Raw genomic sequence first — 19,960 nt, 5'->3', positions numbered from 1 at the left:
AACGATGAACGCGACTATGGACGGTTGCGAGGGTCGAGCTCCCTGAGCTCAAGAAAGACGCCGCTGCTTTCAGGATCTCGTTAGTTTCCCGAAGATCCCGGTTTTCGCGCTTGAGGCGCTTGATCTCCTCGAGCTCTTCGCTCGTTGGGCCGGTCCGTTCTCCCGCGTCGGATTGCGCCTGCCTGACCCACTTCCGCAACGTTTCCGGGCCGACGTTGAGCTTGGGGGCCAGTTCGCGGCACGCGGCCCACATCGACGGGTAATCCTTCACACGATCAAGCGTCATACGAACCGCTCGCTCACGAACCTCATCTGGGTAATTTCTTGGGCATAACCGAATCCTTTCACTAGAAAGAAAGCGGCAAGAAATCAGGGACGGTTCACAGTGTCATTTGCCGGAGAGGTAGTTCACCTTGGTGTTGATTCGGCCGAAGCGCATCGTCGGGGTGCTGGTGAGTGAGCGGGTGCTCGACACTCCTACGCTGGGGCGCATGCCACATTTTGCCCACACTTGAAAAAATTCGGCGTGATTCACTAGGCGGTACAGTGACCCAAAATCGTTGATTTTGCGGGGAAGTTGACCTCTCACCAGGCGGTGATTGGGCGGGACTTTGGGTTCAAATCCCACCGGTACCGCCCTTTTTATCCCTGATCAGAGGGACTTCTGCTCACTGTGGAGTGCTGTTTTGCCCACAATTCACCCACATCATGGTGATTGACGGGCAGCCGTCCGGTCGCAATCCTTCATCCGTGAGCATCCAGGCGAGGGCTATTTGTTGGCACTGCCTCGCTCGCCATCGCGACTCAAACAAGCATTTTCCTGCTTCGCTCAAACATTCCTCGGCTGGCCCAGTTGACGTGAAACACCCTCTCCTGTCGAATGACCACAGAAGGGGAGTAATCCTCGCTCCGCACCGTCAATATGTTCCCGCCGCGGGTTCCGGTGCGCAGGGCCGCAAGGCCGATGAGACCTTCACGAAAATTTCGTGGAGGTCGTGTCATGACTGTCCCCCTGTGGGCGTGGTTCGCTGTCCTGGGTGTGATCCTGCTGATGCTCGCCGTCGACCAAGTCGCCCACCGCAGAGCTCACGTGATCGGTGTGCGGGAAGCCGCCGTCTGGTCGATCGTGGGGGTGACTCTCGGTGTCGCATTCGGCGTGCTGGTGTGGACGCTGACCACGTCCACCCCGAGAAATCCCGCATTCTCAAGGTGTTTCGTCGGTTCGTGCCGATGACCGACGCGTACCCTGCGCTGAGGTTTCTGATCCGCAAGGCAGGAATCGCGGTGGCGACCCCCTTGCTGGCCGTGCTGGTGCTGGTGGAAATCACGGACGTCATCTTCGCCGTTGACTCGATCCCGGCTATCTTCGCCCTCACTAGCGAACCGTTTCTGATCTGGGTGGGTATTAAAATGCTGCTCTTGGATGTCTTCTACATCCCGACCACGATGAGCCTGGCAGTGGTCGTGACCATCATCACGGTGTCCATGGTGGCCAGCCTCCGAGCCACCCGCGGTCAAGGCCGAAGCGAAGTGCATACCGAGCCTGCAGGGGTGTTCCGGATCGCCGCCGACGAGGAACTTGCAGCGGTCGAGCCGGTTTACCGCCGCCGTGGACGAGTGCCTGCCGGCAGCGGGAGGGATCGCTCCGATGAGTGACGCTGATCCCTCGGTGGACATGGCCCCTGATCCCCACACAGCTTCGATCAGGGGCCGGCTCGACAGTGCGGACGCCTCGGCCGACTCCGCAGGGCAGCAAGTCGCGCGCTGCGGGTACGCTCGGGCAGTGAGGCCGCTCCCGGTGTGGAGCGGCCTAGCTAGCGATCGCCGGGATGATGGCACCCGAGAAGACTTGCCAGGCCAGCGCGGTCTTCGCCACCAGGCTCAAGGTGATGTAGGTGCGTTCGCCCTGCAGGTAGCTTTTCCATTTGCCGACCTGCTTGTACTGCAGCCACTGGTTGACAGCAAAGGTATTGAAAAACAGGAACAGCGAAATCACGATGCCGACGACGAAGCCGGGGGCCGCGACGTCACTGACGCTGCCTGGACGCAAGAAGTAGATCAGAATCAGGATCCACGGCACGATGCCGACCATCGACCCAAAGATGAAGGGCAGCAGCCCGCCCGAGCCGGGCTGTTCGTATTTCTCCTGCAGAGCACCGAACAGGATCATGGCCGCGTTGACGGCGAAAACGGCGAACAACGCACCGATATCGGTGACCCCGTTGATCGCCAGGATGAGCCAGATCATGATCGACGAGCTGAGGGAGTACTCGACCCATCGAAAGTAGTTGTGGTTGTTTTGCAACCCATTCTTGTAGCGCGCAAAGAACCAGGGACTTGAGATAAGGAAGTGGAAGAAGGCGCTAAGGGCCAAGAACGCGACGACGCCGACACCGATGTTCACTTCGAAGAGGATGACCCGTTCCGGTGGAATCGGAACTCCGGGAGGGCCAGCCAGGTAGTCCGCCGTCACGGCGAACAGAACCTGCGAGCTCAGCATTGTGAGAATCACCGCAAATCCGGCGGCTTGGAGCAGGTGCAGACTTCCGGCGACAATGTTATAGATCCGCAGCCGATCGATCTGCTCGTCGGGTGAGTAGACCCTCTTGGGCATGGGGCGGCTCCTTCGTTCGTGGGGGCGAGTGCCCTTGAGAACATCTTGGCACCGCCGAATCCACTGTCGGGTTCGACGAGTGAAAACCGGGATGAGGATGGCCATTTTTCCAGCTGTGGCGTGCGCCTTCCCCGCGAGCGATCGGAGTCGGCCCCGAAGGTTAACGGCTGCTCTGCCGCCGAGCCGTGCAGGCTTCTACGCACGCGTCCAAGACCGCGATCGCTGCAATCCGGCTCACTTGTCGTCCACGACAGCACTCTGCGTGTCACCGCTCCATGAGCGACACGAGTGATGGTCGCCCGTGCGGCCGGAAGCACCGCAAGAATGCGGACACGCCGGACACGCCGGTTGCAACTCCGGACACGATGCGGATGCCATAGATCGCGGCCGCGAGGCCAGCCGGGCCGCCTCCGACCACAACGACATCGGCCTGGAGCGTGTCGGTCACCGGCTGTCTCCCTGCGCGCCGGTGTCGTGCTGGTTTGACCCCGTTGTGATCGGTCGGAAGGCGATCCAGCTGAAGCGCCCCGACGTCATCACGACCTCTGACGTTCCTGCCACGAGGGCGGTGATCGCGGCCTCGAGGGCCGTGAGATCGTCAGCGGAAAGGTCTTCGGTTAGACGAGCCAGGCTCATAGTGAGCTGCAAGGCCAGGCGCGGCCCACGCAAGGTCGGCCTCGTGGGGCAGCACGGCGGGCCAGTCGCCGTCGAGGTCGACCACGTGCGTTTCAATGCGGTCGTCGACGTCTGCGGTCGCCGCTGCTGCGGCTAGCCGGTCCAGCATCGACGGCGAGGCATCGAGGCTGTGAATTTGCGCGTTTTGAAACTGCGCCACCAACGCCAGGGTGCCGGTTCCTGTTCCGGCGCCGAGGTCGACGACGGTTCGGGGAGCGGTTCCGAGCGCACCGGCAGCGGCGTTGAGCGCCGCAGCCAGGACCGGGGCTCCGAGCACGCCGTCGAGGTTGAGGAACTCAGCGAGGTTGCTGTCATCTCCCAGCGCGGGACCGTGGCCGGGCCGATCGTGGTGCGAGTGGTTCGCGGGAGTGTGGGTCGGTGTCATGCCTACTACGCTATGCGGTTCATTCGCTAATGGCATAGACTCTTGCGTATGACGCAAGAAATAGTCGAGAACGTCGTTCGCCAACGCATTCGCAGCCTGCGCGTGGCCCGAGGGTGGACGCTGGACGCACTCGCTGCTCGCTGCTTCCTGTCGGCCTCAACGCTCAGTCGCATCGAGACGGGTCACCGCCGCATCGCCCTCGACCAGCTGGTGCCCATAGCTCATGCGCTGGGCACGACGATCGACCGGCTCGTCGAGCCCGACGGCGACGACGACGTTGTCATCCGCCCGGAGCCGGAGACGATGGCCGGATCGACCCTGTGGATCCTGTCGCGCGAGCGCGACCGCCGCGGCGTCACGATCGCCAAGATGCGCATCACGCCCAACCGTGTGATCAGCGAGACGAAGGTGCACCCCGGCTACGAGTGGTTCACGGTGCTGAGCGGCACGGTGCAGCTACGGCTCGGCGAGCGAACCATCCTCGTGCGCGAGGGCCAGGCAGCCGAGTTTTCCACGATGACCCCGCACACCATCGAGGCGTACGAGGGACCCGTGGAAATACTGACGATCTTCGACCACGACGGGGAGCGGGCGCACTTACCGGGCCACCGGCATCCGCAATGAGTCTGCCGGTGCGGGTCTGCAGGGGCAGGGTCAGCTGATCGGCCGCACGGTCAGGATCTGCTCGGCGCGGCCCACCGGCCCGGACTCATCGTGGAGCACGCTGCTGGTGATGCCGTGGCCGGCCGGCCCGAAGGTGACGGTGGTCTCCAGCCCCACCCATTTGCCAGTCGGCTGCCGGTGAAAGTGGATGGTGAGGTCGAGGTTGGGGTACGCCCAGTCCAGCGGCGACTGGCGAACGGCGATTCCGTTGGCGGTGTCCACCAGGGTGATGAACGAGGCATGGGGGCTTATTGCCTCGCCCGCGACGAGTGCGATGTCGGTGCGAAGCCACGCGCTCGTTTCTCCGGGTAGGGGAGGTGCGACGGCCTTCGTCTCCAGGGAGGCGACGTACCCTCCCGGCCAAATGTCGGTCATCGACCACGGGGTCGCCGTGTCGGGTGCGGGTAGGGAGACCGATCCGCCACCAGCGACGGCGGCGGTGTCGGCGGTCGCGATGAACCAGGCGCGAGCGAGCACGGCCGGACGGCCGGCGATGATGACGGTCGCCTCGATGAGCTCGATGGTGCGGCCGGGACGGATCGTCTCGACCCGGACCTCACAGTCCTCGGCGGCAAGGAAGCCCAGAATGTCGAAGCTGATACGCCCGAGCTCCTTGCCGTTGGCGCCACCCGCCTCGGCTGCTCGGTGCAGGTCGATGGCGTGCACGATCAGGCCGCCGAGCGGGCTGAAGTGGATCTCGTCGGCCTGCCAGGCGCCGCCGGCATGCTCGGTCGGCCGGTAGCGGCCGGGCGCGATCGGCTCGAAATAGGCATTCGCTCGAGGGGGTGCTTCGGGCATACGGCTTCTCCTTTGTCAGACGCGGGCGTTGCCATCCACCATAGGTGTGTTTGAGCGCGGCGATTCAGCCCGGGGTGCCCGATCAGGCTGGACGACCCGGGGAAGGGCGTCTAGGAGTTCTGCGCGAACGTGGCGTCCACGTAGTCGGCTTCGGGAATCGGGTCGGTGTAGACGATCGCCCCGAGTTCCATCCACATGCGTTCCATCGCGGAGAGCTGCTTCGGCAGCGGCGCAAGGTCGGGCAGCCAGCGGTACAGCGGTACCGCGGCCACCTGCTCGGCGGTCTGGCCGGTCGCGGCACCAATAATGGCAAGGTTCTCGTCGGTGTACCGGTCGTCGCCCTGCAGGTCCTGCGCGCCACGGGTCAGTGCGGTGAAGAACTTCTGTGCGAGTTCAGATCCGGCGAAGTCTCCGCCGTAGATGACCCCGGTACCGGATGTCCCGGTGGGCGTGGTCCACAGGCTCACCGCGGTTCCGTCTTCAACGGGCATGTTCCAGAACGGTGCCGATGCGAATGCGGCGTCGATGCTGCCGTTGGCCAGCGCGGTGGGCATGTCCGGGTTGCCGAGGGTGACCAGTTCCACGTCGGTGATCGAGAGTCCGGCTTCTTCGAGCGCCATCCCCACGTAGAAGGCTCCGGTTCCGCCGGCGCCGCCGGCGACCGCGATCTTGCGCCCTTCGAGGTCGGCGACGTCGGTGATGGTGTCGTCATCGACGAGCTTCTTGGCGGCAATGAGCGCCGAGGGCGGTTCTTCCTCGTCTCCGGCCGAGACTCCCATAGAGCCGACCACCTTGACGTCGAGGCCGGTTTCTACCGCGCTGAACAGGCCGGCCGAGAAGCCGGACACGACGACGTCGAGCTTGCCGCTCGCGGCAAGCGGTACGGCGTCCTGCCCCGACTTGATCGCTTCAAGCTTCAGCTCGATACCCTCGTCTTCAAAATAGCCCTTGGCCTCAGCAACATAGAGCGGCGAGAAGATCGCGAGCTGAACGTGACCCACGTTCACCGTTTGCAGTTCGCCGGACGCAGTGGGGGCATCCGCTGCTGCACATCCAGACAGCGCCAGCCCGACCAGCGACATTGCTGCGACGATTTTCAGTTTCTTCACTTTTTCGATTCCTTTTTCTTGGGGCTGTTCGAGTTGCGCCATGGCAGGAGCACCCGTTCCAGCACGATAATGAGCCCGGTGACGAGCGCGCCGATGACCGAGACGACGATAAGGCCGACGAACATCGTGGCTGGCTGAAACAGCTGCCACGAGTTCCAGATGAGGTAGCCGAGGCCGTTGTTGGAGGCCACGAATTCCACCGCGGTGACGACGATCACCGACATGCCGGCGGCGACTCGCAGACCGGTCATGATGGCTGGTGCAGCGGCGGGCAGCAGCACGTTCACAAATAAGCGGATGCCGGTGGCCTTGTAGGCGCGCGCCGATTCCAGAATGCGGGCGTCGATCTGCATGATGCCGGCCAGGGTGTTGATCTGCACGACGAAGAACACCGAGATGGCCACGGCGAGAATCTTCGGGGTTTCGGTTAGGCCGAAGATGAGCAGCAGCAGCGGCAGGATGGCGATCTTCGGCAGCGCGTACAGCGCGGTGAAAGTGGGGCTGAGGGCCGCGCGAATCGGCCGCACAACACCCATGATGAGCCCGGCGAACACACCGAGAATGGAGCCGGCGATGAAACCGAACGCGAGGCGGCCGACCGTGGCCCAGATGTGCACGAACAGGGAACCGTCCGCGACCATCTCCGCGCCACGTTCGCCGATGGCACTGGGCGGACTGAACAGGCGTGCGTCGAGCACTCCCGTTGCGGCGGCGAGTTCCCACAGGCCGAGAAGCACGATCGGCGTGAGAATGGCCAAACCGAGGTCGCGGGCGCGCAGTCGTTGCTCACGTTTGAATTCCTGGTCGATGGCTTGGTCGAGTTCGGTGACGCGGCGGGCGACGCCCTCTGTGACGGTCATTTGAAGCTCATCGAGGCTTGAACCTCATCGCGCAGCGATTCCCAGATGTCCTGTTTCATGCGTGCAAACTCCGGGCTCGCTTCCATGGCGACGCTGCGCGGGCGACCGAACGGCACGTCGATGATCTCTTTTACTCGACCCGGCCTGGCCGACATTACGACGATCTGGTCGCCGAGCAGCAGTGCTTCTTCAATCGAATGGGTGACCAGCACCACGGTCTTGCGCTCGACCTCCCACAGGCGAACGAGTTGTTCCTGCATCAGGATGCGGGTTTGAGCGTCGAGAGCGCCGAGCGGTTCGTCCATCAGCAGTGACGGCGATCCGGTCGCGAACGCCCGAGCGATGGCGATGCGCTGGCGCATCCCGCCGGAGAGCTGGTGCGGGTAGGCGTCTTCAAAACCGGTCAGGCCGACCTCGGCGATCCAGTTGCGGGCTTCGCTTTCGCGTTCCCGTTTCGACACCGACGCCATCTTCTGGCCGAACGCCACGTTCTCGAGCACGTTGAACCAGGGAAACACTCCGTGCTCCTGAAAGACGAAGGCCGAGCGCGGCACCCGGGTCTGCCTGAAGTTGATCTGCACGTCACCCGACGTGGGCGCCTCGAGGTCTCCCAGAATGCGCAGCAGAGTGGACTTGCCGCATCCGCTTGGCCCAACAATGCAGGTGAACGAGCCCTTTTTCAGATTGAGGTTGATATCGCTCAGGGCGTGCACCTGCCCCGCACCACCAAAGACTTTGGAGAGGTGGCGTACGACAAAGGCATCTTTGCCCACGGTGTCGGTCATTTCTGTTCCTGTCTGTGTAGCGAATCCCGAGGTCAAGGGCGTGGGGGATGGCCGCCGAAGCATGGTGGTTGCGGCGAGCTGAAAATGCCCCCGATGTAGGCGCGATCCCAGTCGGAAGCCAGGAGCGACGGGTCTGTGTCACTGGCAGCGAACATCCGTTCGGCGAAACGTTCGGAATCGTCCTCGGGTCTAAAGCCTATTGCAGCGCCGCCCTCCGCGCTGAGATACCCCCGGGTGTTCGCCGAAACGCCCCAGATTGTGCGATAACCCGGGCTGGGAACCTGTAGGCAGGCGTCGAACAGGCGCACGGCGTCGGCTGGGGAGAGCCAGGTGGAGAGCGTGCGTTCACCGGTCGGTTCGGCGAAGCGGGACGCGATCCGCAGGCAGATCACGTCGAGCCCGAACCGGTCGTGATACAGGCTGCCGAGCGCTTCGACGGCAGCCTTCGAAACTCCGTAGAAGGTATTCGGGCGCACCGGCACGTCGTCGGGCACGAGTGAGCCGTCGGTCGGCACCGGTACGAAACCAACAGAGTGGATGCTGCTGGCCAGCACGACCCGCCGGACTCCGAGTTGCTCGGCCACCTCGAGGACCGCCTGCGTGCCATCGATATTGGCCCGCAGAATGTCGGCCCACTCGGCCTCCAGCGGAATTCCGGCCAGGTGAATGACGGCGTTGCAGCCGCGCAGAGCCGAAAGCATTGCTGCGCGGTCGTTGACCAGACACTCCACGAACTCGCAGCCGAACGTGTCCACGGGCGCGCGCTGGTCGATGCCCACGATCGTATGGCCGCGGGCCAACAGTCCCGGAATAATATCGGCCGCGAGCGACCCGGCCGCCCCGGTGAGGGCGATTCGTCGAAGGGTCATGAGATAAGGGCTCCTTGCTCGTCGAGCAGAATGCGGGTGCGGGCATAGTCGTGGGCGTTGCCGGCGGCATACACGGCGGCGGCGACTCCGCAGGCATGCCCGGTTGCAAACGAAGTGCCCATCACCCGCAGCGAGGCGTAGGCCCGATTGTCGCTGCTCACCAGACGGCCGCCAGCCCACAGGTTCTCGGTGGTGTCGGAGCAGATGGCCCCGTACGGCACGTGATACCAGCCCTTGTCGGCAATGCCGCCGTACTCGGTGACGCCGACGGTCACGTGCCCTTCCATCGGCCAGCCGCCCCTGGCGATGGGGTCGAGCGCGTTCTTTCGGCCGGTAGACACGTCATCGGCGCTCACCGACTGTCGGCCGCGCAGCCGACGGGTCTCCCGAATGCCCAGTTGCGGCCCGGTCGAGGCGAGAAAACTGTTCTCCCAGCCGGCCAGCGACTGTTGGAACGCGGCGAGGTACTGCCAGCTCAGGCGGCGTGATTGCACCTCGGCAGCGGTGAGGTCCGTCACGTCGAGGACGTCGCCGTGGTGGTCGGCGATGAGCAGCATGACCTCTCGGGAGAGCGGCATGCGCACGGCGATGCCGTTCGAACGCACCAGGGGCATCTCTGAACGGGGGCGGTAGGCATCCACTGCCCTGGTCATTCCGGCCATCGAGAGGTCAGCGTCTTCACTCACCGCGCCGACCCGCATGACGAGCGTGCTGGCCTGCCGTTCGGCGGGCACCGACACGATCGCGCCCGCGCCAGCCGCGTCGATGAGTGCTCCGTCGCCGCTGCAGTCCACGAAGGCGCGGCCGGTGATGGTCTCGATGCCGCCGCGGTGCACGACGTCGACCGAGCTGATCGCGCCGCCAGTCGTCGTCGCCGCGATCAGCTGGCTGTGCAGCAGCAGGCGCACGCCGGCGGCGGTGATGAGGTCGTCGTAGACGCTCTTGGTGGTTTCCAGATCGAGCAGCACGATGGTGTTGCCCGTCTCCGGCATCGTCTGGGTCTGATAGATATCGCGGCGTCGCAGCTGGTCGAGCACCTGCTGGCCAACGCCGGCCACGACCTGGTTCTTGTTCTGGTCGAAGAATCCGCACAGCGCGAGCACCGAACTGGTCGTCGCGGCACCGCCGAGAAAACCGTACTTTTCAACCAGACACACGGATGCCCCGGTGCGGGCCGCCCCGATGGCCGCCGCGATTCCCGCGGATCCGCCGCCGATGACGACCACATCGAATTGGGTTTCACGTGTCACGAATACACCAGCACTTTCAAGTTCACGTCGTTGTGACGGAAGTTGCCGCCGGCCCCAGTCTGAATGACCGGATGCCATAGGTAAAATGCCTAGAAAGCACGGGGGCGATACCCTGAGGTTATGGAACTGCGCCACCTCACCTACTTTGCCAAGGTCGCCGAGCTCGGGTCGGTGAGCCGGGCCGCCACGGCCCTGAACATCACGCAGCCAGCCCTCAGCCGCCAGATCAAGGATCTGGAGCGCTCCATTGGATACATCCTCTTCGATCGCGGCCCACGCGGGGTGACCCTGACGGCCGCAGGCGCCGGACTATTTCGACACTGCGAGACCGTGTTCGCGCAGGTTGATCGCATTCCCGAGGTATTGCGCACGGCCGCCCAGAACCGCCAGATGCTGCACGTTGGCGTGCCGCAGGGCCTGCCGTACGATTGGTTTCTGGCGCTGCTGCAGGCCGTCGACGCCCAGGTTCCCACGATTGCGTTGACCCTGCATGAGGCGACGACTGACGAGCAGTGGCAGATGCTGCAGAGCAAGCTGGTCGATGTTGCGCTGCTTCACCGCGAGGCACCGGAGGCTGGCGGGTCGATGCTACTCATGAAACAGACCATCGGCGTGGCTGTCGTGGCTGATTCGCCGCTTGCGGGCCTGGCCGAAGTGGGGTTCGCCGAACTCGATGGCCTTTCGGTGATGGCCCACGCGGTCGGCGAAATCGCCGCAGAGGAGATTCGACTGCGTGCCGCGGCGGCGGCCGCCGGAGTCTCGATGCAGTGGGTGTTTCGACGGTTCAGTGAACACAGCGGGCTGATCGCGGTAACCGCCAAAGTGGATGCCGTGCTCCTCACCCAGTCGTCGGCCGCCCGTCACCTGCCCGACTGGGTGTGGATTCCCGTGCGGGCCGAGCGTGACCCGAGCTTCGACCTGGCCATTCGCACCTGGGCCACCTGGAACGAGCCAGGCACCCCGCACGTGCAGGCACTGCTCTCGGTTATGAGCGCGCAGGCACGCCCGCTCGGATAGGGCGTCAACGCGATCTAAGTTCGCAACCGCGCCCGATGTGGGTGGCGGCTACGGTAACCGGCGTAGCGGCCACCGATTTCGGGCGCGGTCATCTCGCGGATGGCAATAACTCGGCGAGAGGGCCGTTCGGCAGCACGATCCAGCCCTCGCGGCGGGCACGATCGAGCATGGCCGGCGCAGGCGGTTCGTAGAATCCCAGCGCGGCGCTGCGGGCGGCGAGGGCCGCGATCACGGCGTCGAAGGCATCCGCTGAGGTGATCATGTGTGGGGCGTGCGGGCCGAGATCGAGCCAGGGTGCGGCATCCTGAATCTCGGCCAGGAGGTGCGAGCGCCTGGCGGCGTCGGTGCGGTACCCCGTCGTCGAGAACCCCCACAGGCGAAGCGATGCGCCCGGGTAGATTTCTGCGACAACTCCGGAACCGGCCCGGTCGACGGGAATACCGGCCGCGGAGATTCGGGAAAGCAGGCCGGCGCAGCGCATAGCGGTGAGTCCGAGCCGGTCGGTGGAAACGCTGAGCGGCCAGCGGCCGGTGATCTTTCGCACCTCCCGGTCGGTTTCGCGGTAGGCCAGGGTACGTCGCCAGGCCATTCCGCCGTCGACTCCGGGCAGGTCGCCGCTGGAATGCGCGACCACGAACTGCACGAACTCGTCGGGCCAGCCGAACGCACAATCGATGCCGAGCTTGTCAACGGTGCCCGCCGTGCGCACGATGATCTCGTCTGCGACGCCGAGGTGCAGTTCAGACAAGAACGCCCTGGCGCCGGTCCAGTCGATGACAGCAAGCGCGGTGCCTTTGGGCTCGGCGGCGAGGTCCACTCCGGCGGTGCGCATACGCTCAGCTTACGGTGGACCCGACTGACCGATTCAAGCGGATGCGAGAACGCTGGTCAGGTTGGTTCTTCTTCGTTGGCGACCGTCTCGATCCAGTCGACGTCGTCGTCGCTCAGAGAGACGCCGGATTGCTCACTCTCGCTGTCGGTGGCGACCCCGCCGCCGGCCCTCGTGATCTCGGTCACGAGTTCCGGCGGCACGGCATCGCCGTTGTTCTGCATCAGCCACTCCCGCGTTGACGGAGTCAGCGTGGGCCACCACAGCTCGATATCCATAGGCCGCAGTCTGCCACGCCGCCGGCTGCTGCGCGAGAGCTTGCGGGCATCCGCTTGTGCGCGTTGGACCGGCACGCTCTTCCGGCACGTCGAGGGCGGCTGGTGGTCGATAAACTCGAACCATGTCAGACCAGCACTTCGAGCAGGATGAAACCCTGCGCCTGCCGACCGTTCAGTTTCGCGTTGTTCTCGATCTGGGCCCCCGACTCGCCGCAGCGATCACTCTGCCGCCGGAACTGGCCCACCCGGATCTGTTCGCCGACCGCGACGACGAGGGCGGAGCGCTCAACCTGTCGATCGACTACGACAGCGGCCAACTGCACGTGCTGCTCGACGAAGCCGGCCCGAGCTTTCACTTTCACGGCACGATCGACCCGATGGAGAGTCCGTGGCCGGCCGACCAGACCCAGATTCTGCTGGAATGGGCGCTCATTCTGGTGCAGGAGGTCGATGCTCTCGACGAGTTGCTCGATTCGATCTACGAGGCCGCCGAGTGGTTTGAGCAGGGGTTCACCCTCTACGTTCCCGAGACCGAACCGACCCAGCTCGAGCTGATCGAGGTTGGCATCATCGGCGAGCTGCTGACCTTGCCCTGGCTCGGCTCCGGGCGCGTCGACCACGAGCACATCGACGGTGACAACCATCCGATCGCCCTGCTCTGGAATGTGAACAACGACGACCCCGACGTTCCGATCGCTCGCGCCTGGCTCGACCCGCTCACCGGCGAACCGCGCACGGGGGCTGAGCCAGGCGTGGACTGGAATGCCGTCGCCATGAGTGAAAGCGAAGTGCTGCAGTGGCTGGTGGGGATCTACACGAACCACCACGTGGCGCCGACACCGGAGGCACAGATCATGCGCGCGGCGCTCGAGCGTATTGGTGGCATCAGCTGAGCCGGCCCGGTCGTGGAGCCTGAGTGAGTGCGGCGAGCACGCGTTCGAGTGGCCCCTTGCCCAGAAAATACCGCCAGAGACCGGCACCGATGAACGTGAGCAGCAGCATCCAGAGCAGCAGCGGCCAGCCCGGATAGTCAATGTCGCTGCCATTGGCGACGGCGCCCAGAGCCAGAATCTGCACCGTGTCAACGGTGAGTGCCATTGCGCCGGTGGCGCCGATCGGCCAAAGGATGCCACGCAGCGCACGATTCAGCGGTAACGCGCGGGGCGGCGTGGGCGATAAACATCCCGATGATCGCCAGGCCCCGGGCGATGTCGATGGCGACGACCCGGCTGCTCGCGTCGGATCTGATCTGCATGGAATCAGGCTCCGCGATCCGGCGGCTGTTCGGCACATCGGGGTCAGGAAGATCAACGTAGATGTGCTCGTCGCTCCGTACCCGGGCGTCCGCTGTATCGAGCAGGAACTGCGCGGTCTGACGACGGTGAGGCTGATGTGCTTACCAAGGATTCTCCAAGGGTGTCGTGGGCAACTGACACCGGAGCCGGGAAAGGCTGTTCGACGGGGTCAGCGCAGGGACTGCGGCGCGAAACCGACGAGAATCTTCACTGGTTTAAACCTCACACTGGGAACAAAATCACTTCCAGTCTCGCAGGCCGGCCGGGGGGTCGCAATTCGCCGGGAGCGGATGCCGTGGGTGCCGAACGGGCTCGCAATGGGCACGTATCCGCAAGCGGTAGCCTGAAGTTGTCAGCAATTAAGAGGAGTGATTATGCAGGTCATCGTGAACACCGACAGCAACGTCGACGGCACCGAGCGGGTTGCCGGAGCGCTGGAATCCATCGTCGAAGAGTCCCTCGCGCGCTACGGCGAACGCCTCACCCGGGTTGAGGTTCACCTCTCCGATGGCAGCGCCGGCCGCAGCAGCACCGACGACATCAAGTGCACCCTCGAAGCTCGCCCGGCCGGTGGAACCCCGGTCGTCGTCACCGAGAACGCCAACGCCGTGGAGGAAGCCCTCACCGGCGCCCTGCACAAGATGAAGAGCTTGCTCGAGACCCACTTCGGCAAGCTGGACGCCCGCAAGGGCAACCTCCCGATGGGCGAAACCGTCTAACTGCCCACGCGGCCGATGCCGGTGGCCAGCGCCGCGGCATCCGCTCTCGTGGCACGTGTTTGAGACGGTGGCCCCTGTTCAAACCAGGGCAAACCTCCTAAACACGTGCCACGAGCCGGTTCAACCGCAAGGTCAGAACAGGGTGTCGCCTATGTACCCGCCAGTGGCGCAGCCCGGCGGGATCGCGAAGACGGCCGAGCCGATCGGTGTGATCCACACGTTGAGCAGGTCGAGGGCGTCGATGCGGCGCTGAATAGGCACGAACTGGGCGTCGATATCCGCTTGAAAAGAGACGAAGAGCAGGCCGGAGTTCGACACGCTGCCGCCCGTAGGCGCGTCGTCGTAGTTGTAGCCCCGGCGCAGGATGCGTTCGTCGGGGTTTTCGCTGCGGGCCCGCCGCAGGTGCGAGAACTCCGGGATCACCGGAAAACCGATGGCGGTCTTCGCGGCAAAATCCGGGGCATCCGTTTCGTTGGTGCCGGTCAGCGGCGCGCCGTTGCTGAGAGTGCGACCAACGGATGCCTCCCGCCCGGACCGATCGAGCTTGTCCCACTTGTCGAGACCCATCGCGATGCGCCGCAGCACGAAGCCGGTGCCGCCGAGCATCCAGCCGGGGTTGCTGGCGGCGCCCCAAACCAGCCGTTCGAAGTCGGGCGTGCCCGGCACGAAATTGACGGTGCCGTCGACCTGGCCGAACAGGTTGCGCATGGTCGTGCCGGTCTTCACCGACCCCGGTGCTCGTCGAAAGCCGGTCTGCACCCAGCGCACGGTGCCGAACGAGCGACTGTCTTTCAGCAGCATGCGGGTGGCGTGCGCCACGGTGAGGGCGTCGTCGGCGGCAATCTGCAGCAGCAGATCGCCATCGCCCCAGGCCGGGTCGAGCCGGTCGACGCCGAAGGCCGGCAGGGGGCGCAGCCAGGTCGGCGCGGTGCCGCCGGCCAGGGCGACGAGGCCAGGGCCGAAGCCGAACGTCACGGTGAGCCGGGCCGGCGCGACGGCCAGCTCCGGCTCGGAGTCAGCCAACGCCGCCTCACCCTGGCTGAGCCGGGCCGCGTCGCTCGTGAGAACCTTCATGAGTCGCCGCAGGGCCGCAGCATCGGTCGTCGGGGCCAAGTCGAGCGCGATGATGGTGGCGTTGCTCTGCGGCACGGTGTCGATTCCGGCCTGGTGCACGCCGTAGAACGGCACGGTCTGCGTGCCGTTGAGCGGCTGAGCCACGACCTGCGGGCGCGCATTCGTCGCCAGTTCGATGCCGACCGCGCCGACCGCGCCGATGCCGGCCGCGGCACCTCCCAAAAGGAGGTGACGCCGGCTGAGGCGACGACCAGGCTGATCGACCAACATTATTTGTCGTAGCTCTCGTTTGCGCCCGAGTAGTCCTTGGCCGGGGCGGTGAACTCTACCGTCGACCCGTCGGACAGGGTGAGGGTGAAGGTGTTCTCGGCGCCCGCAACGATCAGCTCGGTGAGGCCCATGAGCATGAGGTGGTTGGCGCCGGGCGCGAGCTCGTAGGTGCCGTTCGCCGGAACGACGAACCCGCCCTCTTTCTGCTGCATCACCATGGCGCCGGAGTCGTCGGCGACGGTCTCGTGCAGCTCGATCATGGTCGCGGCCGTTGATTCGGCCGAGACCACGTTGATGTCGGTGTCGCCGGCATTCGCGAGTGTGCCGAACGCGGCGCTCATTCCGGTCTCGGCGCTCTTGACCCAGGGGTCGGTGATGGTGAGGCTCGCGGCTGCGGTCGCCGTGCTGGTCGCCGCGGTGTCGGGGGATGCGGTGTCGGTGGTGGCGGCGCAACCGGTCAGGGCGAGCAGGCCCAGGGCGGCAACGATGAGAAGGCGGGGTGTGGTGGAGGTCATGAGTGTGTCGTTTCTGTAGTGGGGGGATTTGTGCGTTGACGAGCGGATGCTGCACGGCGCGTCAGCGCCACAACCCCGAGAAAGAGGCCGAGGCCGACGAGGGCACCGATGAGCGCGGTGACGCCGATCGGGAGCCCGCCGCCGGTGCTGGCGGCCGTGTTGGTGGTGACCACGGTCGAATCGGTCGGGGTGGTGATAACGGGAGCGGCGGCGTCCGTTGTCGGTGTGGCCACCGCGCTGGCGTCGCCGACACTGAAGTCGAAGGTGCCGGAGATGGGATGCCCGTCGGCCGAGACCACCCGCCAGCGCACCTGGTAGGCGCCGTCGGGCAGGGCGGGGTCAACGGCCAGGGTGGCCGTCGGCCCGTCGAGGGCGGGTTCGCCGGCGCTCCAGTCGGTGCCCGCTGAATCAACGACGAGCATGATCGCGCCGAGCTGCATGATGTTGTCGGTGAACCGCATCGACACGGTGGCGGGTGCCAGGTCGACGTGTTCGGTGTCGGACGGCACGGTGGACGCCACCGAATCGTGCGCGCTCGCGGCCGGTGCGACGCCGCCGATCGTGAACGCTGCGGCGAGCGCGAGGACACCGAGACCGGCGAGGAGCCGGTTTCGGGCAGGGAAAGAGAGCATGCGGTACCTCCGAGGAGTTCGCGAGAAGGATGGGTGCGTCATGGCACGTGTTTGGGCTCGGGGCACTGGTTCAAACCAGTGCCGGCTTCTCAAACGAGTGCCGCGAGCGAGGCGCGGCGCGAGGGCTTAGAAGCCGGCGAGCGCGCGCGGCGGCCCGCGGTGTCGCATCGGCGACAGCAACACGGCCAGGTCGACTGGTTCGATCACGCGGTGCAGCGCGGCGCGCAGTCGAGCCACGCGAAGCGGAACGAGTACCAGCCCGAGCGCAATGACCACGGTCACGAGCGCGGTGCGCGCCAGCTCGACCAGCGCCCAGAAAGTGCGCTCGCCGCGGCGCAGTGCCACGATCGTCACGATCGCTGCCAGGGCGTGGGCAATCCACATCCACCCCATCGCAGGCGAGGTCAGCGAAGCGGATGCTGCCCCCACGATCACGGTCGCCGACCCGTGGTGCCCGGCCATCGTCATGGAGCCGGCCGTTCCGCCGAGCCCGAACAATAGGTGGAACAGCACCTGGCTGAACCCCACAGACACACTGAGCTTCAGCAGGGAGAGTTTCTTGCCCGCCAGAGCGACGCTGACCATGCCCGCAAAGGCGAGAGCGATCGAGACGCTGACCGGCGCGGGCGCCTGGCCGCCAGCGGCCACGTGCGAGAGGGCGGCGACGAGCACGGCCACAACGGCGGTCAGCCAGCCGCGAGCGAACCGCGCCCACCTCGTTGCCATGTCACCCACCCGACGAAAAGTTACCAACCAAAAGTACGGTCGTATCTTCAGGCTAGTGGGTCGCGGGGCCGCCCGATTCTGACAACAGCCCGCCGGACGGTGCGTCAGCCGCCGAGCAGCTTGTGGCAAATGGTAACGTCGCCTAGGTCTAGCAACTGGTTTGACGGCCGACGCCCTTCTGCAAGGAACCTCTAATGCCCCAACGATTGAATCTTTCCAAGAACCTTCCACGCACGTTGACGGGGCTGTCGGCTGAGATACTGCAGGATCTGCAACAGCTCGCGCGCACCCCCTCTCTCCTCGTGGCCTGCAACTACGGTGGCACCCTCTCGCACCACGTTGCGTCGAATGTGCCGTCTGTGCTGCTGGAAGAATCCGCGACGGCTTTGCGCGCCCTCGCGGCCCTGCCCAACACCCACACCGCCGTCATGTCCGGCCGCCCGCTGCGCGACCTCGCCGCCGATTCCCGGCTGCCCCGCGAGGTGCACCTGGTGGGATCGAACGGCGCCGAGTTTGACTCGGAATTCTTCGACGCCCCCGAGCCCTCCGATGAGTCGCAGGATTCCGGCGTCGCCCTCGACCGGCTGCGCATCCGTCTCGGCGTCAGCGCGGCCTTCTTCGCCGGCGACGCGGCGAGCGACGAAATGGCCATGAATACCCTGCACGGCCCCGACCTCGGCATTCGCATCGGTGACGACGAATCCGTTGCCGCGCACCGCATCAGCGGCCCCGAAAAGCTCGCCCAGATTCTGGCCCTGCTGTTCGAGCTACGCAAGGACTGGCTGTTCGGCCAGCACGTCGTGGCCATCGAACGCCACTCCATGCTCGGCGACGGCACCTCGACCGCCCTCGTGACGCCGGAAGCGCGCATCTGCTGGATGACGCATCCGCTGCCCGATTCCGGCTCGCTGTTCGCGAGCATCCTCGGCAGCGAAGAGGCCGGACACTTCTCGATCGAGCCGGTCAAGAAGAGCCGCGTGCTCGGCCAGCGCTACGTCGACAACACCATGGTCGTCGAAACCCGCTGGGCCGACGTCACCGTCACCGACTACATCGAGCCGTCACCGCTTGGCATCACCAACCTCGTGCGCAAGCTCACCGGCACCGGGCTCGCCCGCATCGTCTTCGCACCGCGCCCCGACTACGCCGTCGCCTACTTCAACATGCACGCCGCCGACGGTGTGGTGACCATCACCGGAACCCCCGACCCGATCGTGCTGACGGCCGCCGGCGTCGACTTCACCGTCACCAGCGACGGCCGCAACGAAACGGCCACCGCCGTCGTCGACCTCTCGCAGGGCGCGATCATGCTCAACCTGCGTTGCGGCGACACCGAAGCATACATACCGGATGCCGCCGGCGAGGCCGCCCGTCGCGGCGCGGTCATGAATGACTCGCGTTCCTGGGTGAATTCACTGTCTCTGCCGAGCGTGAAGCCCTCTCTCGTCGGCCGCTCGGCCCTCGTGCTGCGGGCCCTCTGCTATGAACCGACCGGCGCCGTGCTCGCAGCCTCGACGACGTCGCTGCCCGAAGGAATCGGCGGCACCCGCAACTGGGACTACCGCTACTGCTGGCTGCGTGACGGCTCGATGACCGTGAAAGCGCTCGTCGACCTGGGATCGACCGATGAAGCCGACGGGTTCTTGCGCTGGCTGGCCGGGGTCGTGGCGGACAGTCCCGGCGCGCAGTGGCTGCATCCGCTCTATTCGGTCACCGGCTCATCGCTGTCGACCGAAGCCAGTCTCGAATCGCTGCCCGGCTATGCCGGATCGCGCCCGGTACGCATCGGAAACGCCGCCGACAATCAGGTGCAGATTGACGTGTTCGGACCGGTCGCCGAGCTCATCGACACGCTGAGCGCCCGGCAGGGAACGCTCTCGGACTTTCAGTGGCACCTGCTGACCGAGATGGTCGACGCCGTCACGAGTCGCTGGCAGGAACCCGACCATGGCATCTGGGAGGCGCGGCGCTCGCCGCGACACCACACCTACACGAGGACGATGTGCTGGGTGACCGTTGACCGGGCCATCCGCACCGCCGAGCGGCACGGCAGGGACGTCGGGGTCGGCTGGGTGGAACTCGCCGCCACGATTCGTGACGAAGTGCTGCGCGAAGGCTGGAGTGAGGAAGCCCAGTCGTACACAGTGGCCTACGACAGCCCCGACCTGGACGCCGCCGTGCTGCACATCGGCCTGTCCGGCCTGCTCGACGTGACCGACGAGCGTTTTCAGCTCACAGTGAGCGCGGTCGAGCGCGAGCTGCGCGTTGGGCCGACGGTGTTCCGCTACCGCTACGACGACGGCCTGCCCGGCCTCGAGGGCGGCTTTCACATCTGCACGACCTGGCTGATCGAGGCCTACGTGCTCACCGGGCGCATCGACGAGGCCGAAGTACTGTTCAACCAGCTGATCGCCCTGGCCGGCCCCACCGGTCTGCTCTCCGAAGAGTTCGACCCGGCCACCGAAACCCACCTCGGCAACCACCCGCAGGCTTACTCGCACCTCGGCTTCATCCGCTGCGCGCAGCTGCTCGACGAGTACCGCGGGCGCTGAAATTCTCGGCTGACTCGGGGTTTTCCGCGAGTCAGCCGTGAAAAC

26 protein-coding genes are annotated in these 19,960 nt (G+C 65.5%); 7 read left to right on the top strand and 19 right to left on the bottom strand.

Translation table 11 applies throughout. From position 1 onward, the window contains the following. Positions 1–286 (bottom strand): transposase (locus BLS91_RS15840; protein ID WP_139165824.1); only part of this gene is annotated, 286 nt, incomplete at its 3' end. 714 nt (positions 287–1,000) lie between these two features. Here BLS91_RS15840 and BLS91_RS20770 point away from each other — a divergent pair. Beyond that, the gene (locus BLS91_RS20770) at positions 1,001–1,234 is read left to right on the top strand and encodes a hypothetical protein (RefSeq protein ID WP_233197175.1); all 234 of its coding nucleotides are present in this window, start codon (positions 1,001–1,003) and stop codon (positions 1,232–1,234) included. Continuing rightward, positions 1,231–1,656, top strand: coding sequence for a TerC family protein (locus BLS91_RS20765; RefSeq protein WP_233197174.1), 426 nt, complete (start codon positions 1,231–1,233; stop codon positions 1,654–1,656). The genes BLS91_RS20770 and BLS91_RS20765 overlap by 4 nt, the downstream gene beginning before the upstream one ends. Positions 1,657–1,810: 154 nt before the next feature. Here the strand turns inward: BLS91_RS20765 and heR are convergent, their stop codons facing one another. From heR to BLS91_RS15820, 4 genes are all read right to left on the bottom strand, one after another. Next, on the bottom strand, positions 1,811–2,614 hold the full coding sequence (gene heR, locus BLS91_RS15830; protein ID WP_092341726.1) for a heliorhodopsin HeR: 804 nt from the start codon (positions 2,612–2,614) through the stop codon (positions 1,811–1,813). A gap of 265 nt (positions 2,615–2,879) precedes the next feature. Further along, a complete protein-coding gene (locus BLS91_RS15825; protein ID WP_092341725.1) occupies positions 2,880–3,062 on the bottom strand; it encodes a hypothetical protein in 183 nt (60 codons plus the stop codon). After that, a complete protein-coding gene (locus tag BLS91_RS19725; RefSeq protein WP_104087927.1) occupies positions 3,059–3,250 on the bottom strand; it encodes a hypothetical protein in 192 nt (63 codons plus the stop codon). The genes BLS91_RS15825 and BLS91_RS19725 overlap by 4 nt, the downstream gene beginning before the upstream one ends. Further along, positions 3,213–3,674, bottom strand: a complete 462-nt coding sequence (locus BLS91_RS15820; RefSeq protein ID WP_158252746.1) for a class I SAM-dependent methyltransferase — start codon at positions 3,672–3,674, stop codon at positions 3,213–3,215. Before BLS91_RS15820 ends, BLS91_RS19725 begins: the two co-directional genes overlap by 38 nt. A 48-nt stretch (positions 3,675–3,722) precedes the next feature. On the opposite strand from BLS91_RS15820, the gene BLS91_RS15815 reads away from it, so the two are divergent. Then, positions 3,723–4,298, top strand: a complete 576-nt coding sequence (locus BLS91_RS15815) for a helix-turn-helix domain-containing protein (protein WP_092341723.1) — start codon at positions 3,723–3,725, stop codon at positions 4,296–4,298. Positions 4,299–4,328: 30 nt separating this feature from the next. Here BLS91_RS15815 and BLS91_RS15810 read toward each other — a convergent pair whose 3' ends face one another. From BLS91_RS15810 to BLS91_RS15785, 6 genes are all read right to left on the bottom strand, one after another. Beyond that, on the bottom strand, positions 4,329–5,135 hold the full coding sequence (locus BLS91_RS15810) for a thioesterase family protein (RefSeq protein WP_092341722.1): 807 nt from the start codon (positions 5,133–5,135) through the stop codon (positions 4,329–4,331). A gap of 110 nt (positions 5,136–5,245) precedes the next feature. Next, positions 5,246–6,244, bottom strand: a complete 999-nt coding sequence (locus BLS91_RS15805) for an ABC transporter substrate-binding protein (RefSeq protein ID WP_092341721.1) — start codon at positions 6,242–6,244, stop codon at positions 5,246–5,248. Continuing rightward, on the bottom strand, positions 6,241–7,104 hold the full coding sequence (locus BLS91_RS15800; RefSeq protein WP_092341720.1) for an ABC transporter permease: 864 nt from the start codon (positions 7,102–7,104) through the stop codon (positions 6,241–6,243). The genes BLS91_RS15805 and BLS91_RS15800 overlap by 4 nt, the downstream gene beginning before the upstream one ends. Further along, the gene (locus BLS91_RS15795) at positions 7,101–7,889 is read right to left on the bottom strand and encodes an ABC transporter ATP-binding protein (protein ID WP_092341719.1); all 789 of its coding nucleotides are present in this window, start codon (positions 7,887–7,889) and stop codon (positions 7,101–7,103) included. The genes BLS91_RS15800 and BLS91_RS15795 overlap by 4 nt, the downstream gene beginning before the upstream one ends. Before the next feature lie 32 nt (positions 7,890–7,921). Further along, on the bottom strand, positions 7,922–8,758 hold the full coding sequence (locus BLS91_RS15790; RefSeq protein WP_092341718.1) for an NAD-dependent epimerase/dehydratase family protein: 837 nt from the start codon (positions 8,756–8,758) through the stop codon (positions 7,922–7,924). Next, the gene (locus tag BLS91_RS15785; protein WP_198412852.1) at positions 8,755–10,008 is read right to left on the bottom strand and encodes an FAD-dependent oxidoreductase; all 1,254 of its coding nucleotides are present in this window, start codon (positions 10,006–10,008) and stop codon (positions 8,755–8,757) included. The genes BLS91_RS15790 and BLS91_RS15785 overlap by 4 nt, the downstream gene beginning before the upstream one ends. Positions 10,009–10,128: 120 nt before the next feature. On the opposite strand from BLS91_RS15785, the gene BLS91_RS15780 reads away from it, so the two are divergent. Further along, a complete protein-coding gene (locus BLS91_RS15780) occupies positions 10,129–11,025 on the top strand; it encodes a LysR family transcriptional regulator (RefSeq protein WP_092341716.1) in 897 nt (298 codons plus the stop codon). An 88-nt stretch (positions 11,026–11,113) separates the two neighbouring features. Here BLS91_RS15780 and BLS91_RS15775 read toward each other — a convergent pair whose 3' ends face one another. After that, complete coding sequence (locus BLS91_RS15775) at positions 11,114–11,857, bottom strand: DUF429 domain-containing protein (RefSeq protein WP_092341715.1); 744 nt, start codon at positions 11,855–11,857, stop codon at positions 11,114–11,116. A gap of 56 nt (positions 11,858–11,913) precedes the next feature. Continuing rightward, a complete protein-coding gene (locus BLS91_RS15770) occupies positions 11,914–12,132 on the bottom strand; it encodes a hypothetical protein (protein ID WP_092341714.1) in 219 nt (72 codons plus the stop codon). Positions 12,133–12,254: 122 nt separating this feature from the next. Between BLS91_RS15770 and BLS91_RS15765 the strand changes: the two genes are divergently transcribed. Continuing rightward, the gene (locus tag BLS91_RS15765; RefSeq protein WP_092341713.1) at positions 12,255–13,025 is read left to right on the top strand and encodes a hypothetical protein; all 771 of its coding nucleotides are present in this window, start codon (positions 12,255–12,257) and stop codon (positions 13,023–13,025) included. Here BLS91_RS15765 and BLS91_RS15760 read toward each other — a convergent pair. Together BLS91_RS15760 and BLS91_RS20020 are read right to left on the bottom strand one after the other, a co-directional pair. Further along, entirely contained in the window at positions 13,018–13,230 is a 213-nt protein-coding gene (locus tag BLS91_RS15760) for a hypothetical protein (RefSeq protein WP_092341712.1), read from the bottom strand. The two genes, BLS91_RS15765 and BLS91_RS15760, sit on opposite strands and share 8 nt — an antisense overlap. After that, complete coding sequence (locus tag BLS91_RS20020) at positions 13,214–13,387, bottom strand: hypothetical protein (RefSeq protein WP_158252745.1); 174 nt, start codon at positions 13,385–13,387, stop codon at positions 13,214–13,216. Before BLS91_RS20020 ends, BLS91_RS15760 begins: the two co-directional genes overlap by 17 nt. A 414-nt stretch (positions 13,388–13,801) precedes the next feature. Here BLS91_RS20020 and BLS91_RS15750 point away from each other — a divergent pair, with 414 nt between their 5' ends. Beyond that, positions 13,802–14,146 carry an HPF/RaiA family ribosome-associated protein gene (locus BLS91_RS15750; RefSeq protein ID WP_092341710.1) on the top strand — a complete coding sequence of 115 codons (345 nt, stop codon included), beginning with the start codon at positions 13,802–13,804 and terminating at the stop codon, positions 14,144–14,146. Between the two features lie 132 nt (positions 14,147–14,278). Here BLS91_RS15750 and BLS91_RS15745 read toward each other — a convergent pair whose 3' ends face one another. The 4 genes from BLS91_RS15745 to BLS91_RS15730 all read right to left on the bottom strand — a co-directional run bounded on the left by BLS91_RS15745 (position 14,279) and on the right by BLS91_RS15730 (position 17,363). Beyond that, a complete protein-coding gene (locus BLS91_RS15745; RefSeq protein ID WP_092341709.1) occupies positions 14,279–15,490 on the bottom strand; it encodes a Dyp-type peroxidase in 1,212 nt (403 codons plus the stop codon). Beyond that, the gene (locus BLS91_RS15740; RefSeq protein ID WP_092341708.1) at positions 15,490–16,005 is read right to left on the bottom strand and encodes a copper chaperone PCu(A)C; all 516 of its coding nucleotides are present in this window, start codon (positions 16,003–16,005) and stop codon (positions 15,490–15,492) included. The genes BLS91_RS15745 and BLS91_RS15740 overlap by 1 nt, the downstream gene beginning before the upstream one ends. Next, complete coding sequence (locus tag BLS91_RS15735; protein WP_158252744.1) at positions 16,002–16,637, bottom strand: copper resistance CopC family protein; 636 nt, start codon at positions 16,635–16,637, stop codon at positions 16,002–16,004. The genes BLS91_RS15740 and BLS91_RS15735 overlap by 4 nt, the downstream gene beginning before the upstream one ends. 126 nt (positions 16,638–16,763) lie before the next feature. Next, positions 16,764–17,363, bottom strand: coding sequence for a hypothetical protein (locus BLS91_RS15730; protein WP_104129519.1), 600 nt, complete (start codon positions 17,361–17,363; stop codon positions 16,764–16,766). A 194-nt stretch (positions 17,364–17,557) separates the two neighbouring features. Between BLS91_RS15730 and BLS91_RS15725 the strand changes: the two genes are divergently transcribed. Then, the gene (locus tag BLS91_RS15725; RefSeq protein ID WP_092341705.1) at positions 17,558–19,915 is read left to right on the top strand and encodes a trehalase-like domain-containing protein; all 2,358 of its coding nucleotides are present in this window, start codon (positions 17,558–17,560) and stop codon (positions 19,913–19,915) included. Positions 19,916–19,960: the final 45 nt, after the last annotated feature.

This window comes from Cryobacterium flavum (genome assembly GCF_900103805.1).
GTDB lineage: Bacteria > Actinomycetota > Actinomycetes > Actinomycetales > Microbacteriaceae > Cryobacterium > Cryobacterium flavum.
Note: the sequence above shows the minus strand (reverse complement) of the source record. Positions and strands in the feature narration are given on the sequence as shown.

Coding starts and splice junctions, on each gene's coding strand:
- BLS91_RS20770 (WP_233197175.1), top strand. CDS start 1,001: ATGACTGTCCCCCTGTGGGCGTGGTTCGCTGTCCTGGGTGTGATCCTG.
- BLS91_RS20765 (WP_233197174.1), top strand. CDS start 1,231: ATGACCGACGCGTACCCTGCGCTGAGGTTTCTGATCCGCAAGGCAGGA.
- heR (WP_092341726.1), bottom strand. CDS start 2,614: ATGCCCAAGAGGGTCTACTCACCCGACGAGCAGATCGATCGGCTGCGG.
- BLS91_RS19725 (WP_104087927.1), bottom strand. CDS start 3,250: ATGAGCCTGGCTCGTCTAACCGAAGACCTTTCCGCTGACGATCTCACG.
- BLS91_RS15820 (WP_158252746.1), bottom strand. CDS start 3,674: ATGACACCGACCCACACTCCCGCGAACCACTCGCACCACGATCGGCCC.
- BLS91_RS15815 (WP_092341723.1), top strand. CDS start 3,723: ATGACGCAAGAAATAGTCGAGAACGTCGTTCGCCAACGCATTCGCAGC.
- BLS91_RS15810 (WP_092341722.1), bottom strand. CDS start 5,135: ATGCCCGAAGCACCCCCTCGAGCGAATGCCTATTTCGAGCCGATCGCG.
- BLS91_RS15800 (WP_092341720.1), bottom strand. CDS start 7,104: ATGACCGTCACAGAGGGCGTCGCCCGCCGCGTCACCGAACTCGACCAA.
- BLS91_RS15795 (WP_092341719.1), bottom strand. CDS start 7,889: ATGACCGACACCGTGGGCAAAGATGCCTTTGTCGTACGCCACCTCTCC.
- BLS91_RS15790 (WP_092341718.1), bottom strand. CDS start 8,758: ATGACCCTTCGACGAATCGCCCTCACCGGGGCGGCCGGGTCGCTCGCG.
- BLS91_RS15780 (WP_092341716.1), top strand. CDS start 10,129: ATGGAACTGCGCCACCTCACCTACTTTGCCAAGGTCGCCGAGCTCGGG.
- BLS91_RS15775 (WP_092341715.1), bottom strand. CDS start 11,857: ATGCGCACCGCCGGAGTGGACCTCGCCGCCGAGCCCAAAGGCACCGCG.
- BLS91_RS15770 (WP_092341714.1), bottom strand. CDS start 12,132: ATGGATATCGAGCTGTGGTGGCCCACGCTGACTCCGTCAACGCGGGAG.
- BLS91_RS15765 (WP_092341713.1), top strand. CDS start 12,255: ATGTCAGACCAGCACTTCGAGCAGGATGAAACCCTGCGCCTGCCGACC.
- BLS91_RS15760 (WP_092341712.1), bottom strand. CDS start 13,230: ATGGCACTCACCGTTGACACGGTGCAGATTCTGGCTCTGGGCGCCGTC.
- BLS91_RS20020 (WP_158252745.1), bottom strand. CDS start 13,387: ATGCAGATCAGATCCGACGCGAGCAGCCGGGTCGTCGCCATCGACATC.
- BLS91_RS15750 (WP_092341710.1), top strand. CDS start 13,802: ATGCAGGTCATCGTGAACACCGACAGCAACGTCGACGGCACCGAGCGG.
- BLS91_RS15745 (WP_092341709.1), bottom strand. CDS start 15,490: ATGTTGGTCGATCAGCCTGGTCGTCGCCTCAGCCGGCGTCACCTCCTT.
- BLS91_RS15740 (WP_092341708.1), bottom strand. CDS start 16,005: ATGACCTCCACCACACCCCGCCTTCTCATCGTTGCCGCCCTGGGCCTG.
- BLS91_RS15735 (WP_158252744.1), bottom strand. CDS start 16,637: ATGCTCTCTTTCCCTGCCCGAAACCGGCTCCTCGCCGGTCTCGGTGTC.
- BLS91_RS15730 (WP_104129519.1), bottom strand. CDS start 17,363: ATGGCAACGAGGTGGGCGCGGTTCGCTCGCGGCTGGCTGACCGCCGTT.
- BLS91_RS15725 (WP_092341705.1), top strand. CDS start 17,558: ATGCCCCAACGATTGAATCTTTCCAAGAACCTTCCACGCACGTTGACG.